Origin of the sequence: Hydrogenophaga luteola (genome assembly GCF_042648585.1) — a bacterium.
GTDB classification, from domain to species: domain Bacteria; phylum Pseudomonadota; class Gammaproteobacteria; order Burkholderiales; family Burkholderiaceae_C; genus Hydrogenophaga; species Hydrogenophaga luteola.
The window spans coordinates 357,748-374,229 of sequence record NZ_JBHRXX010000009.1; the positions used below are offsets into that span (position 1 = coordinate 357,748).

A 16,482-nucleotide genomic window follows, 5' to 3' on the forward strand; every position below is an offset into this window, starting at 1 on the left:
GACAGCTTCTTTGGCCGATCCAGTTGCTTCGCCATCCTGGCCTCGGCACTGCAGCGGTAGAGCAGTCCGGCAAACCGTCCACCACTTCCTGTCCAGCGGTAATCCCCCCGAAATGCATCGGGCTGAGAAGTAGATTCAGGCGGTCATGGCCGACCGCTGTTTTGGGGTGATGCCGCCCAAGGCCATATTTGGGCGTTCGTGGTTGTACATCCACATCCAGTTGGTGGCGTACAGCCGGACCTCATCGAGGTCGCGCCAATGGTACTGTGACAGCCATTCGTAGCGCACTGTCCGGTTGAACCGCTCCACGTAGGCGTTCTGTCGCAGCGCCCAGCTGCCAGTTTCTTCAGCGCCCACACCATGCGCTTGTGCCGGTCCTGGCCAAAGTCCGATGAGGCGTGAAGCGGTTCCCTCCCTGTCTCAGAGTGCATCCCTGGCAATCTGCACATCGGACTAGTCCAAGTTTACCCAGAGAACCAGAGAGTCGCTAGGGCAGTAGCGCCCTCAATCAACACGCTCCACTGCGCTTACCCATCACATTGACAGTTCGCCGAGTCCACGACGCCGGATCAAGTCTTCTTGAGCGCCGTCAAGATGCCTTCGGAGCTAAGGTCGACCCCGAAGGCCAGGACGAAGATGGCAAGGACCTCCTTGAGGTTGCCAACCCAGGTGTCGCTGTAAAGCGCCACCACCCCGCCTATCAAAACAACGGCCAGCACAACGCTCTGCAGCGCCTCGGTGGAGGCCGAGTGCAGGCGCAACTGGTTCCTTTCCTCTTCCTTACCCGTGAGTTCGCTCAGTGTCGGAAGCCTTGATGTCGCATCGCCGAAATCGCGCGAGATCCAAGGCGGCCCACCAGCGCCAGCCCCGTAGCCGATGTCCTGCAGCCCGCGCGCTACCTCCAAGCCATACGGAACGCGTCCCAGCAGCTCCGCCTCAGCGGACGACAGCCGCGCCATCCTCACGATGAATGCGTCGCTCGCGCCCTTCGCCACGGCTCCCCCGTGGGCCCTATGCAAAACGTCTCTCGCAGACTGTAGTAACTGATCCCACTGACCCTGGTCGGCCAGTTGGCGGGCATTCTTCGCGTCCAGCGCAGGAGCTTTCGACAACAACAGGTCCACCCACGCCTGCCTCAGCTCAAGCACTCGCGTCTCGAACCCACTCGCTGAGTAAGGGTGCGTTGCCATGTCCCTGGCTATTGCAGCATTGCCCATCGTCGACTGGATTCGCTCGGCAAGCGCCAACGCCTCCTTGTCGTCCGCAGGCAGGCCAAGTTCGCCTACAGCTTGGGCGAGGAGTCGACTGGCATGCTCGGCCAGATGCGCTAGCACCAGGCGGACACGCGTGTCCCAGCGTGTCCAGATGCGCCATACGGCGCGCAGTTCAGCGGTGCTTGCTTCGCCCCCCGGAGCCTCTTGCCGAGCGGCGTCAACATCCGAGACCAGCTGTTCTAGCGCCTTCTGTTCAAGCGCTGGTATTGGCGGCTTCGCATCCACGGTGGCACTGAGGTAGCGATGCAGCTGCTTGATGTCTTCCACAAGCGCTGCCTTGTACTCCTCCCTCAACGGCTGAAGAGCAGCTCCCAGCGCGGCTGCCGCAGCCTTGGCATCTCGGGCCTGGAGCGCCGCTTCGGCCACACCGAAAAGCGCGCCCAGCCGTTGGCTCGCCATGGCTGCATTGGAGGGCACTCGATGAGCTTCAGCCGAGAGTTCACGCAGCTCCTGCATGCTTGACGCTACGGGCGCCAGTCGGTCGTCCAGCGCCTTGCGTTGCTTGCTCAACTCTTCCCGGGCCGTCGCGGTGGCTTTGTCCACATCCACTGGCTTTGCGCCATCGGAGGCGTCAAGCAGGCCCTTGCGTATGCGTTGCACTTCAATCGCGAAGTCAGGGTCAGCGCTCCTCGTCAGCTCTTCGTCCATGTCCCCGATCAGCTTGGATGCAGCTGTGAGGGCCGCAGCCGTTTCAAGCCGCATTTTGAGTTTTACCCTGACCAGCCAGCCCACGAACACGCCCGCGACCGTGGCAAGCACAGCCCACCAGATGGTACGGGTGACCTTCACTTTGAACGCAACCTGCAACGGTGCAGCGAGGTCAGGCGACCGGGCCTCGAGCTTGCCCGTCGTCTCGCCCATGGGAAAATCGCCGTCGACGCCGACCTTCACCTCAGTTGCTTCACCTGGGTGCAGTGTGATCTTGGAGGGCTTGATGACGAGCTTGCCGCTGTCAGCCAACACCGGCGGCACCGTGTCACGCAAGACCGAAATGCTCAAGTCGCGCGCAGCTGCCTGGCTCGTCAGTTCCTTGAACTCCAGCACAGACGGTATGACGGAGTCGGAGCCGTCGAGCTGTCTGACCACGTGAACTGAGAACGGCTGAGCGCGGACTTCAGGGGCCGGCACCTGCACCGTCAAAGCAATGGTCTGGATATGTGACGTGCCCTTCGGCTTCTGCTCGTCGACGTCCAGAGTCACGTTGAATGTGCCTGGACGATAGGCGGTTGCTCCCTTTTCGACTGAGATGAGGATGCTCTTGCCGCGATTGCCAGGGATGTCTTCGAGTGACGGCCGCATGGCTTCGAGCAATCCCTTGGTACGACCGAGAGTCCCAGACACGTCGTGCAAACGAACTCGGAGAACGCCTCCTTCGCTGAGAGCTGCCCCATCGGCCATCCGCACGGGAACGCGAGCGGTGAGGTTGCCCATGTCGTCCAGACTCAGCGTATAGGCCGTGCCCCCGCTGAGAGTCAGCCAATCTTTGGACTCGGCCGACATCGCTGGAGCGATGTACGCCCCGATGAAGACAATCAGCGAAAGCAGTCTGGTCAACATCTCGACTCCAAGGTTCAGGTGCACTTAGGCACAAGGTGTCAATTGACCACGTCCTTGAGGCGCAACCGAGTTCGCGATGAACCTCAGTCGAGCGCGATGCGCCAGGGCAGCAGGGACTCGAAGTCGTCGACGGTGTCCCTTAACCGCGGATGCGCAGCCCAGAATAGCGGGACGCCAAAGCCTTCATCATCGCCACGCACGCGCAGGTACAAGTGTTTTCTATTGGCTGTTGCTTACTGTTAGTGCAATGTAGCCCGACACGAAATCCTCTGGGCCGCGCGCGACATTGCATATGCTGAACATAACGGTGTCCAACGCGTTCAAGCTCTCGGCAGGTGCCTTTAGGGCACCCCGCAGGTTTATGGTTTTGGCCGCACTTGACCTCAATAGCAATCGACCGGAGCGTCTTCCACGAAGTTGCATTCGATTCAACGGATCACAGAACCACCTCAGGTCTAGCTTTCTTTCTAGCAAGTTGCTGACCTTCAAGGTCGCTGACCAAGATTCGGGAAGTAGGTTGCCTTCGACTAGTTCAACTTCCACCCCGTAGTGTGGCAACACCATCACCTCGGCTTTCTCCAGTCGCGCAACTGGAAGGAAAGAATCCGATGGTTGAAACATCTGGATTGGCTCGACTTGGGTGTGCGTTCCCGCAGCGAGAAAGCGACTGGGTACACCTCCGTCTATAAGGTATCTCTCGTACTGAGGCGTTCCGGCCGGGTATGCGCGAAATCGCGCGTCAGCCATGAGCACCTCTCGCCCCATCGCTACGGAGTCAGCTCGCAGCACAAGTGCATCGCGATTCTCCATCCTAAGGTTCAGGGCCGGGATCTTGATATCGACAAAGAGACTGTTAATGATACGTGCTGGCAGCAGAGTGCCGGACGATTGCGGCATCACGAGAGCGGTAGAGCGGTTCTTACCCTCTGGCAAGACCTTGAATCGTGCGTGAATTTCGCCGAGGTTGTCGTCATGGCCGAACATCTGATTGCTCAACCACTCCATCGAGGCGATTGGCTTGCGATCCAGTTCGACCATGCTTGCCGGCTGCACGTCGAAGTTTCGGGTAACCGAGGCAACTCCGACTCCGCCCATGAAGACTTTGATCTCACGTTCGGGTGCGGCGAAGGCAATCGACGTGCTGCAACCCTTACCCTTGGCTGCTGCCACTATCGGGTCAAGGTTCTGAACGAGCTTGGTCATGTCATTTCCTTTGGTGGTGGGGGGAGCAATCCTGCAGCAACAACAGCAACGCGGTCAAAACCGCGGGCAACACGAATCAAGAAGCCGAAGTCCCCGTGGTAACGGATACGCCCGCTCATCACGGAAGCCACGGCACTCACGCGCTGCTGCATCAGATCCTGCCAAGCAGCATTCGAACCCTCGAATCGACGTAGCGGCGCTTCAAATGACACAGTGACCTGGCCACATTCGTCCCACTCCAGTACGCAGTACGGGCCTATTGCCTCCGCGTTCTGAACGCAGAACGCAGTTGGTCCGGTGCTTGTGATAGCGAGCTTAGAGCGGCCGGTGGTCGCGTTCCAGGAGGTCGCGAAGCTTTGGGCCCACTCGAACGAGAACAGCGTCATGGTTGACACTCGTAAAGCTCCAAGACCAGTGCCGGAGTGAATTCGTACTTCAAGGGCTGTGAGAGCACCATCGATGCCTCGCGCTGGCAAACAAGTCCGAGGCTCTCCAGTCGCAGCGCCACCTCTCGGGCGTTTGCCAACATCAGCATCAGACGTACCTCCGAGATGTTTGGTTCTGCTTCGGTCACGAGTCGAAGGCATAGCGCAATGGAGAAGTCTTCACTTACTAGCATCACGAAGGTTTCGTCGCGAGCAATCGGCGAAAGTCCGAGTCCAGCGACCAGAAGGCCTTCTAGCCTTGATAGGTCAGTAGTCCGAACCTCAAGAGCACTGCGCCAACACTGGCCCCACACCAGAATAGGAGGAATCAGTTCGGAGGATCCGCTGAGGGGCATATGTCGTCTAATTCTAGTCATAGAGGAATGTGAGGTTCATGCGCCGCGCCTCCGGAGAGTGCCCAAAGCGATAAGGCTGTGTTTGGTGTATAGAACGGCCATGAAAGACTACAGCTCGGTTGAATCTGTAGGGAACGGCTGTGCCGTTTGAAGCGCCAACAATATCTTGGGCTAACAAACGGGCCTGCTGCTTGCTGTCGGCTGAAAAGTAGGACTGGGGCGCAACCGCATCAAAGACTGTTAGCCCACCGCCTGTATTGTCAAGGCAGTATTCTTGAGGGGTTAGCCACAGGTTTACCGAGATATCGCCATCGTCTGCGTGAGGAACTGGCGGCACGTCATTGCCGAAATATCTATAGTGCCAGATCGCCGACACTGCCAACTCAGGACGTGCTATTGCCAACATGGTGCGAACCTCGTGCGCTGCGCGCAATAGTGTAGCGCTCACAAGTCCATCTGAGAGGTCTGCAACCGCCTCGTGCCCTGAACTAGAGCGGCGCCAATTAGCATGTGACAAGGCACTGTTGCGAACAGACTGCAGCGCCTGCGGAGTTAGGAAATCGTCGATTACGAGTACCGACTTGGGCATCAGGGAGTACGAAGTTAGCGCCTCTCTTGCTCTGGTACTTAAACTTGAACCTTCTTCGACGACGTCTGCATCATCGAGCAAAGAATCCTCCCTTCGCAATAACCACGAGAGCGCCGGAGTAATGTGGCCTGAACGCAAATAGAGCAAGCTGATTCGTTCGCGGATACAGGATAGATGTCGCCAATCTGTGAGTTGCGGAAAATTGTTGACAACACAGTCGGGTTCAACTCCGATCCGCTCGCCGCATAGCACAAAGGCCACACCGTCGGCCACGTCAAGCGCAGAGCATTCCGCCAACGATTGGTAGATGCGAAAGGATCGCGAAAACTGGCGCTGATTAAACGCAAGTCGAGCCAACCAGAGCGCTGGCTCGGTGGCGCTGGGATGATGATAGAGCCAACGTTCAAAGCAATTGCGAGCGCCCGTCCAGTCCGCAGTTTCCCATTTCATCGCACCAAGGTTGCGTAATGTGGTTGCGTCGCTCGGTGTGTGCATCAATATTGTGATATACGCTCTTTCGGCTTGATCGTACTGGCCCTGCGCAGCGAGTTTGTCTGCAAGCTCGCGCGCAGCCAAGAGTTCTAGCTGCTCACTATTTGCAGAAGTTTGAGTGTCTTGTTGCATTGACGGCCGTATGCGCTCTCTCAAATATGACACCGTCGCGTGCATTTTTGTTGCAACACTTGGGTGGATTGAAAAATCTGCTCGTGACGAAAACTCGTACGCATTTGGTCATTGTCTGAGGGATGACTGCTCGCGATAGCTTCATTGAACTTGTTCGACAACTTAAGGTATTGTCCGTTCACGAGGGATTGGTCAACCTCCCGGAATCTTGAGAGGTTTTGGTCAAATGCGGGTCGCGCAATCCGCCCAAGGTGGATGCAGCTAACGCTGCGCCACGCAGGGCTGACGTGGCAAACAGTGCGACAAAAAGCCCAAAGACTATATGAGCTGAGATGACGACTCCGTAGATTGCGGCAACAGTCAATCCGAAGGCAATCTGCCTTCGGATTTGCAGGGGAGTAGTAGCAGGGTCTGGGATCATGTAGAGCGTGAACAGGATGAATGCCGCACTCGTCATCGGCATTAGTGGCACATTCCAAGGAATATCGAAAATCCAGGAGCGTATTAGACCCTGTAATACGAACCCTCCGATCCAAGCTGCGCAGAGTGGAAGGCGGCCGGTGGCATAGCCATGCACAAATAGGCCCGACAAAAGAATCCCCAGTGGCAAGAGCCAATGCGCTGCGCCGGTAAGATTTTCGGTGAAGTGATACGGTGGCGCCAATCCGACTGAAGGAAACAAGAAAAGAGTGAGGGTGATTCCAAGGTTCGATGGGTTGAATATGTGCTGCGTTCCGTTCCCAAAGGGAATGCGGATCAGCACTTTCGAGGCTATGGAAAGTGCCGATGCAAACACGAGTGGCAACAGGCTCTCATTGGGATAGAGCAGCATGCCTACGGCTAGCCCTGGGATAAGTGCTGGAATGAAGGTGCTGGCAAAGGCGTTTGTTCCGCCCAGGTAACGTACTTGGTCGTTCTGCGTGAATGAACGCAGATGCTCAAGAAGCAGCGTAACTAGTGCCGCGGTGCCTACCGAGACGACCGGTGAGGCCCATGACTGTTCGAAGCCAAGAAATGTGTGACCGGCGATGTTCCACAGGGTGATCAGGCTTCCGAAGTACCAGAGTGCAAACAGCCGCCTCTGCGGGCTGCCTTGCGGATAGAGGTACTTGCTCGTGACAGTGTCGAGTTGGCCCACGTTGATTCCCTTCATGGTTTGCGTGCGTTCAGGCACCAAGCAGTACGGTCTGCCACCCTGGTCCGACGGTCAAAGTTTTTGTTTGCAGCTTCCCATCGAACGATCTCCACTCAAACTTCACCTGCTGTGGCTTTGGCGATGCGCCGAGACCAAAGTGGAGTTCGGGCGAACGGCGTCCCGAATGGCCATTTCCTCCGTCAATTTGACCGGTCCGCATAGGCTTGTCGTCGCCGGTAAGCAGAGTCACCCTTGCACCTATTGCGGCTGGCAGATGGATGCGAGGTCGTCCGGCTACGACCTGCGTCGTTGATGAATCCTTCTGAAGTAAGAGTCGCAGGCCGAGAAACCCACCGCAGCCGCGGCATTCGTTTTGTACGTAGGCAGACGGTTCCCACTGATTGGCGTAGACGATGTCAAGCAATCCATCGCCGTCCACGTCTGCCAGTGCGATGCCACGTGTTACCCATTGCTCTGCAATACCGAGCTGAGGTCCGATGTCCACGAAGCGGCCGCTGACGTCGCGCGCAAAGACTGGATTGGTCTGATGTCCGCTGAGGTCGTCGCCGGGTCGAAACCGAGGCCAAAAACGCGGGTTGCTCATGATCCTGTCATTGCTGGTGGCAAGCGCCTGCAATTCTGGCCAGCGGTCAATGTCGCCCTTCAGAAAGCCTGTTGCCTGTAGCACCTCGGGTGTGCCATCGTTGTTCAGGTCTGCCAATTTGATATCCCAACCCCAGCCGCTGCGGGAAAGGCCAAGCCTCTCGCTTTGTTGTGTATATGGGGCTTCGCCACGTGCAATCGCTTCTTTGTCGCCGCTGTTGACCCACACCATATGGCTCTCCTGCAGTGAAAATGGAGCCGCGATGTTGCTAACAAGGATATCGGGCAATCCATCGCCGTTGATGTCACCCACCTCTGCACCCATGCCCTTGAATGAGTCCTGCCCGAGTACTGCCGATTTCGGGGTGAGGAAGTCGCGTGTTCCTTCAAGGATCCGGAAATCCAGATGACCAGGTGTCGAGCGGTTGTGCAACAGGCGGTCAGGACCGAAGTCGTTTGAAAGGTACAGGTCTGACAATCCATCACCATCTATATCTGAAGCTGCCACGGCTAGGGTCCAGCTGCGGTCAATCTTGGGATCAGCGAACGGTTGCACTGACTGGAATGTCACCATAGGGTTCGATCCACCCGCAGCAGACTTGAACAGCAGGAAATGCTTTCGGCCTCCATTGAAGGATTTGGATTTTGTATCGTGCATTTCCTCCAAGCCCGTACCATTCGTGTTCAGGGTGTCGCTACCATCTGGGAAGTAGTTTGCGAAAAGAATATCGATGTGCCCATCGCCATCGAAATCAGCCAGCGTTGCACTGTTAGTAAACCAGCGTTCCTTGTTGGGAACCAACTCGATTTCTTCAAATGCCTGTCGCAACAATCCGGAGTAAGCTTCTCTTTGGAGGAATGCAACTGGGGTACGACCCCAATAATACACGATCACATCCAAATAGCCATCTTCGTTTAGATCACCGAACATGCACCCCATTGGTGCCATCGTTGCATCGAACTTGGCTCTTTCCAGATCCATTGTGAATGGTTTGTAGCGATCGGTTGTGCCCGGAACTGGACGCAATGTGACCTTGTCTGTTCGCGGGTCAACGTCACACAAGTCATTGGGCAATCCGTCACCATCAATATCGCCAAGAGCCACAGAGGCGCCGACACTGGAGATCCAACCTGAGATGCGTTCGAGTGATGGGTGTACTTTACGCACGTTTGACAAGCTGATGCCGGGTGTTGAATCAAGCTCCACCGGGGTGGCCAAGCTGAAACTGTCAGCGATTCGACTCATTTGATCATTAGAAACCTTTGATTCTGTTGTCGCCATCCCTAGCCCCAAAACGAGAGCGAGAGCAACAATCTGTGGCAACCTCAGTCTGACACTCATTTTCATGGTTGCTCCCGATTAGTGTGGCAGCGATTGCCTAGAATGGTCGCACATTCCAGTTGAATTCGTCGCCTCCATTCCTGGTAGGACGACAGGTCATCACCTTCTGGCTTGCATCGGGTAGCCAAGTCGGCAGTCAAGCGCAATGGCAGCGCCAATACAACTTTGCATGCAAGCTCAGAGTGGTGAACCGGATTGCCTGCTCGACGTCTCGCCTCTGCAGCAAAGACGACCCCTTGGGCAAGTGCATTGGCGTAGGAGCCACTGCTATTCAGCAAGCGCTTCAGATGGTTCTCTGCCACGCCTCCAGCGTAGGTGGCCGCAAGACCGACTCCGGACCAGAGATCTGCTTGTCTATTTGACTGGAAGCTTGCAATGGTCGTCGCTATGCGGGCGGGACTGGCTCCGAGTACGAACCATAGGCTTCGACCAAGGCCTTGGTCAAACACATGCCCGGCAAGCCCTTGCATTGATCGGGGACGACGCTGGTTCAGGATGGATTTACGCCATCCAAAATACCCTTCGTGAAAACCAAACCCGTCCAAGGCAAGCCACTTATTGAGAGAGCGGTGCCGTCTCAAACTCCAAAGCGCTGAGACAGGCAAGCGCGCCAGGGCCCACCCCAATCCGACCCAGGCCATGTATTCATGATGGTGTCCGGGGCCATCGATGAATGCCTCAAATAGACGGCGCCGAGGCTGAAAGGAGTCCGCCACGGCAAGACCCATGGCGGCACCTTCAAACGCGAATCCACAGTCCTCGTTAGACACTGTCTGCAGTGCATGCAACGTCTCGGCGAGCTCCACGCTGCTCATCGCACTGTTGAAGCCATGCGCAAAGCAGGCGCCGATCTGTTCAATGCGTGCAGTCACCTGCGGGTCGTCAACAGTAAACTCACGGGTGGATACCTGTGTCTCGCGAAGGTCCAGGTGCAGGACACGAGCCCACAGGGCTGTCCAATAGCGCTTCGGAGATTTTTCCAGGCGCGTCAGTGCCATGGGGGCGCCGTTCATTGGGTTGGAGCTGGAATGGTCACTCATAGCGTTGAAAGATCTCCATGAGTGGCTGAGGTATTTCGAACAAGTCCCATCGGAGCCCCTCACGCCTCAGAAATTTGATGTCCTGTCTGCCTCGCGCAACCACCTCATATGCAACAGTGTCGCTAGGTACGCGCCCGTATTCAAACCCAAGGCTTACACCAAATGGGATGAAGCGATTGAGTGACATTCGAACTAAAACCTCATCGAAAGCAACGAACTCATCCACAAAATCGCAACTTGCATGCGCAGTGACAAGGCGCAATTCGCCGGCAGTCACCTCTGCGAGCGTGGAAGGGGAGTGCTCTCGCAAGAAGAGTTCGCGTGCACGCCCTTGCCAGAGAAAGTAATTGGTAAAGTAGACATTCCCGACAACGTTCGTTTCTTCAAAGGTCACAAGATGTCGACTATCGAACGTTTGCTTGGCCATTGCGTTCCTTAGCTTATTCAGCGATTGCGGCGACGGTCCCGTGTACAAGCCTCGGGACTGTAAGAGAGGCTGCCGGGAGATCAGACACGCCAACTGCGACCGATGTGAAATGCGCCTGTTCGAACATGTGTAATAAACCAACCGCGATCCGTATTTCCTTTGACTCCAACCGAACAAGGGGACCGGTATACGGTGCAACGCTCACGTTTGTTTTGCCAATCTCAAAAGGCCAGTCCTCGCAACCAAGCTTTGAAAGACACTCAGAGGCAGTCCATACGATAAGCGCGCCAGTTTCCCTCAACATCGGCGCCATTCGCTCAAGATCGCACACAAAGTTCCACCGTCTGTTCCCTAGCATCAGTCGCCACTGATCTTGCTCTAACGATGCATGGTGTTCAATGTCACACGTGATCTTTTTGGTGGCGTGGGTCACTGCCATCGTCAGCAGATCCGTGTGGCTGATCGAAACAAATCTCTCGCCAATAACTGGGCGGCCATTTGCGTCATGAATCAACGCCACATCGAATCCAACGGATCGTTGAACCGCTTGTTGTGATGACTCCGAATCGACCCATGGACAAACACCAACGGTCCACTCGCGCTCTTTCAGCTCGTCCAGTAGCAGGCGCCCAACGTACGCCTCCAGAAGACCAACGTCCAAGTTCATTTGCATAGAGAGGTCAACGCTGGAAGAGCTGACCCGAGCGAGCCTCAAGCCTCTCCAACGTTCGACAATCAGTCCGCACTCGTCGCAAACGTCAACGTCAAACTTGAAACTATCTCCATCACCGAAAGTCTGCTCCCCCATCAAGAAGTAGGAGCGATTGGAGTCAAGAGCTCCGAGCTCCACACTGTCGGCGCCCACAGGAAGGATTGGTTGATGAGGTATACACCCTTGCAACGCATGCAGTAAGGCATCTCTGGATGTTGGGTCACCGCCCTCCAAACGTTGAGGGTGAAGGGGCCCAAACCACTTTTGCGAGGCACCCACCTTGAGTCCTGCAACGCAGTGATTCGCAGTGAGCTTGTGGAACACGGCAACACGCTGAAAGCGAGGACCATGAAAGCACAAGCCGTTATAAATTAAAGGATAAGCAGCAAGTGCCTCACCGCCAGGCAACGAACGGGTCTGTGTGAGAGATTTGGTTTCCTGATACGTTAGTCGGGCGCTGAAATGCACAGCTTTAAATTCAGTCAGGCTGGATCTCAAGTCAACAACGACGATGCCATCATTGCGACGGACTGCTGACGTTCGAAGCACCGCTCTTTCACCAGGACGCAGTGTGATTGCATCACCGATGCATAGATCTTCCATTCGAACATGATCTATTTTTGGCTGCAATACCTTTCCTGCACAAAGCATCGCTTCCATCGCGGCGACCAGCGGAAATACGGGAACTCCAAACGGAGAATGATCAGACAGATATCGGTCGGTATCCGTGGAAATTTCGCAATCCGCTACCAACTCAATTCCAGGGTAATAGATGCGAGGTGTTTCAAGATAGCGGGAACCTTGGAGGGTTCGCAAATCCGTCGCAGTGTCGACCAGTCGTCCATAACGTCCAGTGACAATGATGGTTTCCCCGCCATGATTCGACTCGATCAGCGCCTGCAACGTCTCAAGGGCCTCACCCGTATCCAGGGCCCTTGCGTCCGCGTTGGCCAGCCCTTCAAGTACACCATCCATCCGTGCGGCCATGCCCACCTCGCGCCAAGCCGACCAAGCAATTGGCAAACAGCGAGTGCGAGGAGAGAGGCGGGCATAGGCGCGCGTACGCTCAGCCATCCATTCGTTCGAAAGCGCGTAGTGCGACTCGCCCGGCAGTCCAAGTTCACCAATGATGGAGGAGTAGCTGATCAACAGCTTCAGTTGATTGGCGGGCAAAGCCCCGAGCAAATGCTCCAACGAGCGAGCTTTTGCAGCGACTGTGGCGGTCATCAGTTCAGGCGTGAGTTCGCTTGCTGATGTCGGGACATTTGTTCCCGCTGAATGGATCAGAACGGATACGGTTCCAAATCGTGCGAAGACAGCGTCGACCAGCCGCGTGCACTCACTTGGGACGGTAAGGTCGGCCTGCACATAAAAACATGCTGGCGTGAGTGACTGAACCACTGATAGGGTGGCGAGCACTTCTGTGTCATTCGGTGAACTCCTTCCAACCAGAGCAACTCGGCAACCGTATGTCCTTGCAATCAGCGCAGCTGTCGCTGCACCGATTCCTTTTGCTCCGCCAGTGACCAGAACGACGTCGTCGTGTGTGATGACATTTAGTGGCTCTTGCCGCTGGATGGGCAGGACCTTCGGGACGCGCCTCTGGAGGCGGCCTGCCTTCAAGCGCAACTCGGAGTACCCACGAGGGAGGCGAGTGAATTCAGCGACGGCGAGGCCCAGAGGGCCACAGGCAAGCTCTTCGAGCTCAACAACACATATTCGCGCAGTAGGGAACTCCTTCGCGAGTGATTGAGCGAAGCCATTGGCTAGCTGGGCAGTCTGTAGAACAAGCAGTCCCTTTTCGGCTTCGTCGACTGACGCGGCCAGGATTTCCAGCACCCTTTCAGACTGGGTGTCTCCGAGGTACAGCAGTCGTGGTGCGTCTGGCGCGTCAGACAGCAACTCGTCAAACGCAGCAGGTGGGCTGAAAGGGAGACCTTCCAACCGGAACTTCTGTTTGACGGTAGTGTGATGAGGCTCAGTTGTTGCTTCCCAGCGGTGACTTAGCGCTGCCAGCCAGACTTCAACTCCCGGGATTGGAGCGTCCTTGGATGCCAAGCCAGACGATTGTTCTGATCTTAGGGAGTCGAGAAGGCTTGCTACCTCGGCAACAGTAGCTGACGAGATGTCTCCAAGATTGAACGGCAGACTTTGTAGGCCCAATCTTCTGGCAGTTGTGGCAACTACATGTCGCGCTCGGAGTGAGTTCAGGTGAAGATCGGCCAGAAGCTTCGAGTCTGCCCCGACAGCTCGCTTAGGCAAGTCGGCTATCTCCGCAATCACCAGCTGAAGTTGCTCAAGGGGATCAGCAGACTTGAATGTTGTTGCTGGAGCATCCTGAGTGGATGTCGCCAGGTAAGGAGCAGGACTAGTCTTCCGAATGACGGGTTTGGCGTCGCGGTTGATGGAACAGGGATTTGTGAAGAAACTGAGTAGAGCTTCGCGATGGAATGGGCGGAAATGTCGGTTGTCAAATAGAACGTCGCAGTTCACCCTGCCTCCAAGAATCCACCATACTCCTACTGCATGCAGCAACGGATCAAGAGGTCCGGCGAATGTTGGCACGCTGACGCAACGTGGGCCATTGAGATGTGAAACCAGCCCGCTCAACCCGGCAGCGGCCCCCAGTTCAATTAGGAGGTCAACTTCTCCCAATGCAGAGAGTGCGTCATTGAATCGAACGGGCGCAGTGAACTGCTGAGTGAGCAACGTCTGAAGAGGTTCATCTGAGAGAAGTCCTCCAGTGACCGTTGAGGCAACCGGGACGGTCGGTCTTCCCAGTGAAAGAGATGAAATCTCTTCCGAGAAGGTAGACTGTGCATCACGCATTAGACGCGAGTGAAATGCTCGGTCTGTTGGCAGTAGGCTGGAGGCAAATTGAACACGGTCGCAGTGTTGCTTCAAGTGGGCAATAGCCTCTTGCGAACCAGACAGGACATGCCTGTCGGGAGCGTTCCAGCAAGCCACATCCACGTCAAAATCTCTGGCTAGGGCGTTTGCGGTAGATCGATCTATCGCTACGGCCAGCATCCCCCCTGGTGCCGAGAGTTCATTCATCGCCCGTCCGCGACGAGCGGCCAGAGTACGAAACGTTGACTGGTCTATGGCACCTGCCGCACACAACGCCGATAACTCGCCGAAGCTGTGTCCCAACACGGAATGCGGTTGAAGTCCCAACCTTCCCAACAAGTCGATTGAGGCTATTCCAACTTCTGCCAAGAATGCTTGCAAGGCCGCCGTGTCACTCTCTTCTCTGGTTGCTATCCGTTCTGCAAAGTCAGAAAGCCAGGGGAAGCGAGCAACCCATGGCGACAAGTCTGCTTGGGCAGTGACAGCTTGTCCGGAGAAGAGAAAGGCCAGTCGTGGCGAAGCCATCTGGCTTCCAGTCCAAGCCCAGTTTTCCCCTACAGCAACCGTCCCTTCGGTATCGGACCGGAGAGAGTTGATCAGCACCGCCGCACGAGTCTCAAGCTCCCTAGGTGTTGACGCCACGACGTATGCTCGCCACTCGCTGTCATTCGTTGGTCTATGTGCTGCGGCGAGGTCTTGCAGCTCCGCTCTCGATAGAGCTACAGCCAGTCGCTTGGTCTGCTCAATCTGTTCGAGGAGCTGTGTGTGGTTTGGCGCTGAAAACGTTATCAGTTCGGCACGAAGTGCCGAAACAGATACCTTTGGCGCCGCTGTAGGCCGACTCACATCGAGCTCGCCACCCTGTACGACTATGTGGCAGTTGATTCCACCGAACCCGAACGAGTTAATACCCATCCAGAGTGGTCGATCGTGGTTGATGGACTCTGCAACGATTGGGACGCGAAGCGCTTCGCGCACACCTTCTTCCACCAGCACCGCATGAGCGTTGTAGTGGCCTGCTGTCGGAGGCACTATTCGGTGTCTTGCGACCGATAGCGCCTTGATGAGTCCAGCCATTCCTGCTGCGGCCTTGGTATGTCCGATATTGGTTTTCACCGTTCCTACCGGTATCGGTCGCGAGGTGCGTGTCTCCGATACCAGTTTTGCAAGTGCTCGGAGTTCAATCGGGTCTCCCGTCGGGGTCCCTGTGCCATGTGCTTCGAAGTAGTCGGCCTGCGATGGAGCAACTTTTGCCATAGCCCAGGCGCGCTGCAGTGCAAGCAATTGTCCCGTGGTGGTCGGGCGTGTCAGCCCTCCATGTCCGTCGCCAGACATTCCTGTTCCACGTATCCAACCCAGGACTTGCCAGTTCAAACGCTCGGCGAGTTCCTTGGTTGCAAGTACAACGACACCACAGCCCTCGCCGGGCCAGAACCCTTCACTGTCGCGATCAAAGACCCGCATTTCCTTGCGCGCAAGTGCTCCGTTTCGGGCAAATCCAACCAGTTCAAAGGGGTCTAGGCTTAGATCCACTGCACCAACAACTGCGCAATCAAGTTCTCCGCTTCGCAGGCGCTCGCAGGCTGTGACGATTCCCACCAGTGAAGAGGCGCAAGCGCCGTCTACTGCGTGGGCTCCGCCACGAAAGCCAAAGTGGTTGGCGATACGGCCTGCAATGGTATTGGAGAGTCCTCCGGCCAGACTGTCACTGTCCGGATCGGGAAATGGTGCTTTGATCTGCTGCTCAAGATCGCCAAGAAAACGTTCAAGATCAGATGAGGCAAGAAACGAATGGGCCGCAGTTCGAACTTGGTGCTCAATGAAGGGCCAGCGATATCGCAATAGTGCAGAGCGACTGAATTCCCCGGTCAAAGTGTTGGCTATGACTACGCCAGTGCGGTCCTTGACTCGACTAGTTTCCAGTGAGTCCGGCGGTAGCGAGGATATTGCACGGCTTGCCACGTCCAAAGCAAGCCAGTGCGACAGGTCCGTGTTGCGAAACGTCGCAAGCGGTACCAAGAATCGCTCGCGATCAAAGGAGTAACCCTCAATGAGGGCGGCCTCAATCTCATACAGACCGTCAGGATCTCCTTCACCTCGGAGGTATTGGGTAAGCGAAAGCCTCGAAGAAGGAAGGCGTCTAAATGCCTGTCGGCCGAAAAGGGACACCTCCCAGAGGTCGTTGGGTGACCGAGCATCGGGGTACTCGCATGCAGCAGCAACGATCGCGACAGCTTGAGCCACCAACCCTCCCTAGCACGCCACTCAGTAGTGAGAATGCAGATTTAGTTTGCGATGTCTTTGATATCCGTCAAATTAATAATATGCCAGTACAGGATGGTTTG

General features: G+C 56.1%; 10 protein-coding genes and 1 pseudogene. All 11 read right to left on the minus strand.

All coding sequences use genetic code 11. From position 1 onward, the window contains the following. Nucleotides 1-135: 135 nt before the first annotated feature. Nucleotides 136-324: pseudogene (locus ACFOPI_RS20500) on the minus strand (integrase core domain-containing protein); the annotation flags it as partial. Between the two features lie 245 nt (nucleotides 325-569). Continuing rightward, nucleotides 570-2,831 (minus strand): hypothetical protein, encoded by a 2,262-nt coding sequence (locus ACFOPI_RS20505; RefSeq protein WP_382178102.1) that lies wholly within the window; start codon nucleotides 2,829-2,831, stop codon nucleotides 570-572. 83 nt (nucleotides 2,832-2,914) lie between these two features. Further along, the gene (locus ACFOPI_RS20510; RefSeq protein ID WP_382178103.1) at nucleotides 2,915-3,043 is read right to left on the minus strand and encodes a hypothetical protein; all 129 of its coding nucleotides are present in this window, start codon (nucleotides 3,041-3,043) and stop codon (nucleotides 2,915-2,917) included. Between the two features lie 7 nt (nucleotides 3,044-3,050). Beyond that, nucleotides 3,051-4,034, minus strand: coding sequence for a hypothetical protein (locus ACFOPI_RS20515; RefSeq protein ID WP_382178106.1), 984 nt, complete (start codon nucleotides 4,032-4,034; stop codon nucleotides 3,051-3,053). Beyond that, entirely contained in the window at nucleotides 4,031-4,420 is a 390-nt protein-coding gene (locus ACFOPI_RS20520; RefSeq protein WP_382178108.1) for a hypothetical protein, read from the minus strand. Before ACFOPI_RS20520 ends, ACFOPI_RS20515 begins: the two co-directional genes overlap by 4 nt. A 408-nt stretch (nucleotides 4,421-4,828) precedes the next feature. Beyond that, on the minus strand, nucleotides 4,829-6,028 hold the full coding sequence (locus ACFOPI_RS20525) for a tetratricopeptide repeat protein (protein WP_382178110.1): 1,200 nt from the start codon (nucleotides 6,026-6,028) through the stop codon (nucleotides 4,829-4,831). Between the two features lie 178 nt (nucleotides 6,029-6,206). Further along, nucleotides 6,207-7,181 carry an enediyne biosynthesis protein UnbU gene (locus ACFOPI_RS20530; protein WP_382178113.1) on the minus strand — a complete coding sequence of 325 codons (975 nt, stop codon included), beginning with the start codon at nucleotides 7,179-7,181 and terminating at the stop codon, nucleotides 6,207-6,209. 13 nt (nucleotides 7,182-7,194) lie between these two features. Further along, nucleotides 7,195-9,114 (minus strand): CRTAC1 family protein, encoded by a 1,920-nt coding sequence (locus ACFOPI_RS20535; protein WP_382178116.1) that lies wholly within the window; start codon nucleotides 9,112-9,114, stop codon nucleotides 7,195-7,197. Further along, a complete protein-coding gene (locus ACFOPI_RS20540) occupies nucleotides 9,111-10,148 on the minus strand; it encodes a DUF1702 family protein (RefSeq protein WP_382178119.1) in 1,038 nt (345 codons plus the stop codon). The genes ACFOPI_RS20535 and ACFOPI_RS20540 overlap by 4 nt, the downstream gene beginning before the upstream one ends. After that, nucleotides 10,141-10,575 carry an acyl-CoA thioesterase gene (locus ACFOPI_RS20545; protein ID WP_382178122.1) on the minus strand — a complete coding sequence of 145 codons (435 nt, stop codon included), beginning with the start codon at nucleotides 10,573-10,575 and terminating at the stop codon, nucleotides 10,141-10,143. Before ACFOPI_RS20545 ends, ACFOPI_RS20540 begins: the two co-directional genes overlap by 8 nt. Nucleotides 10,576-10,588: 13 nt before the next feature. After that, nucleotides 10,589-16,381: an SDR family NAD(P)-dependent oxidoreductase gene (locus ACFOPI_RS20550; RefSeq protein WP_382178125.1), complete on the minus strand. Its 5,793-nt coding sequence runs from the start codon at nucleotides 16,379-16,381 to the stop codon at nucleotides 10,589-10,591. Between the last annotated feature and the right edge of the window lie 101 nt (nucleotides 16,382-16,482).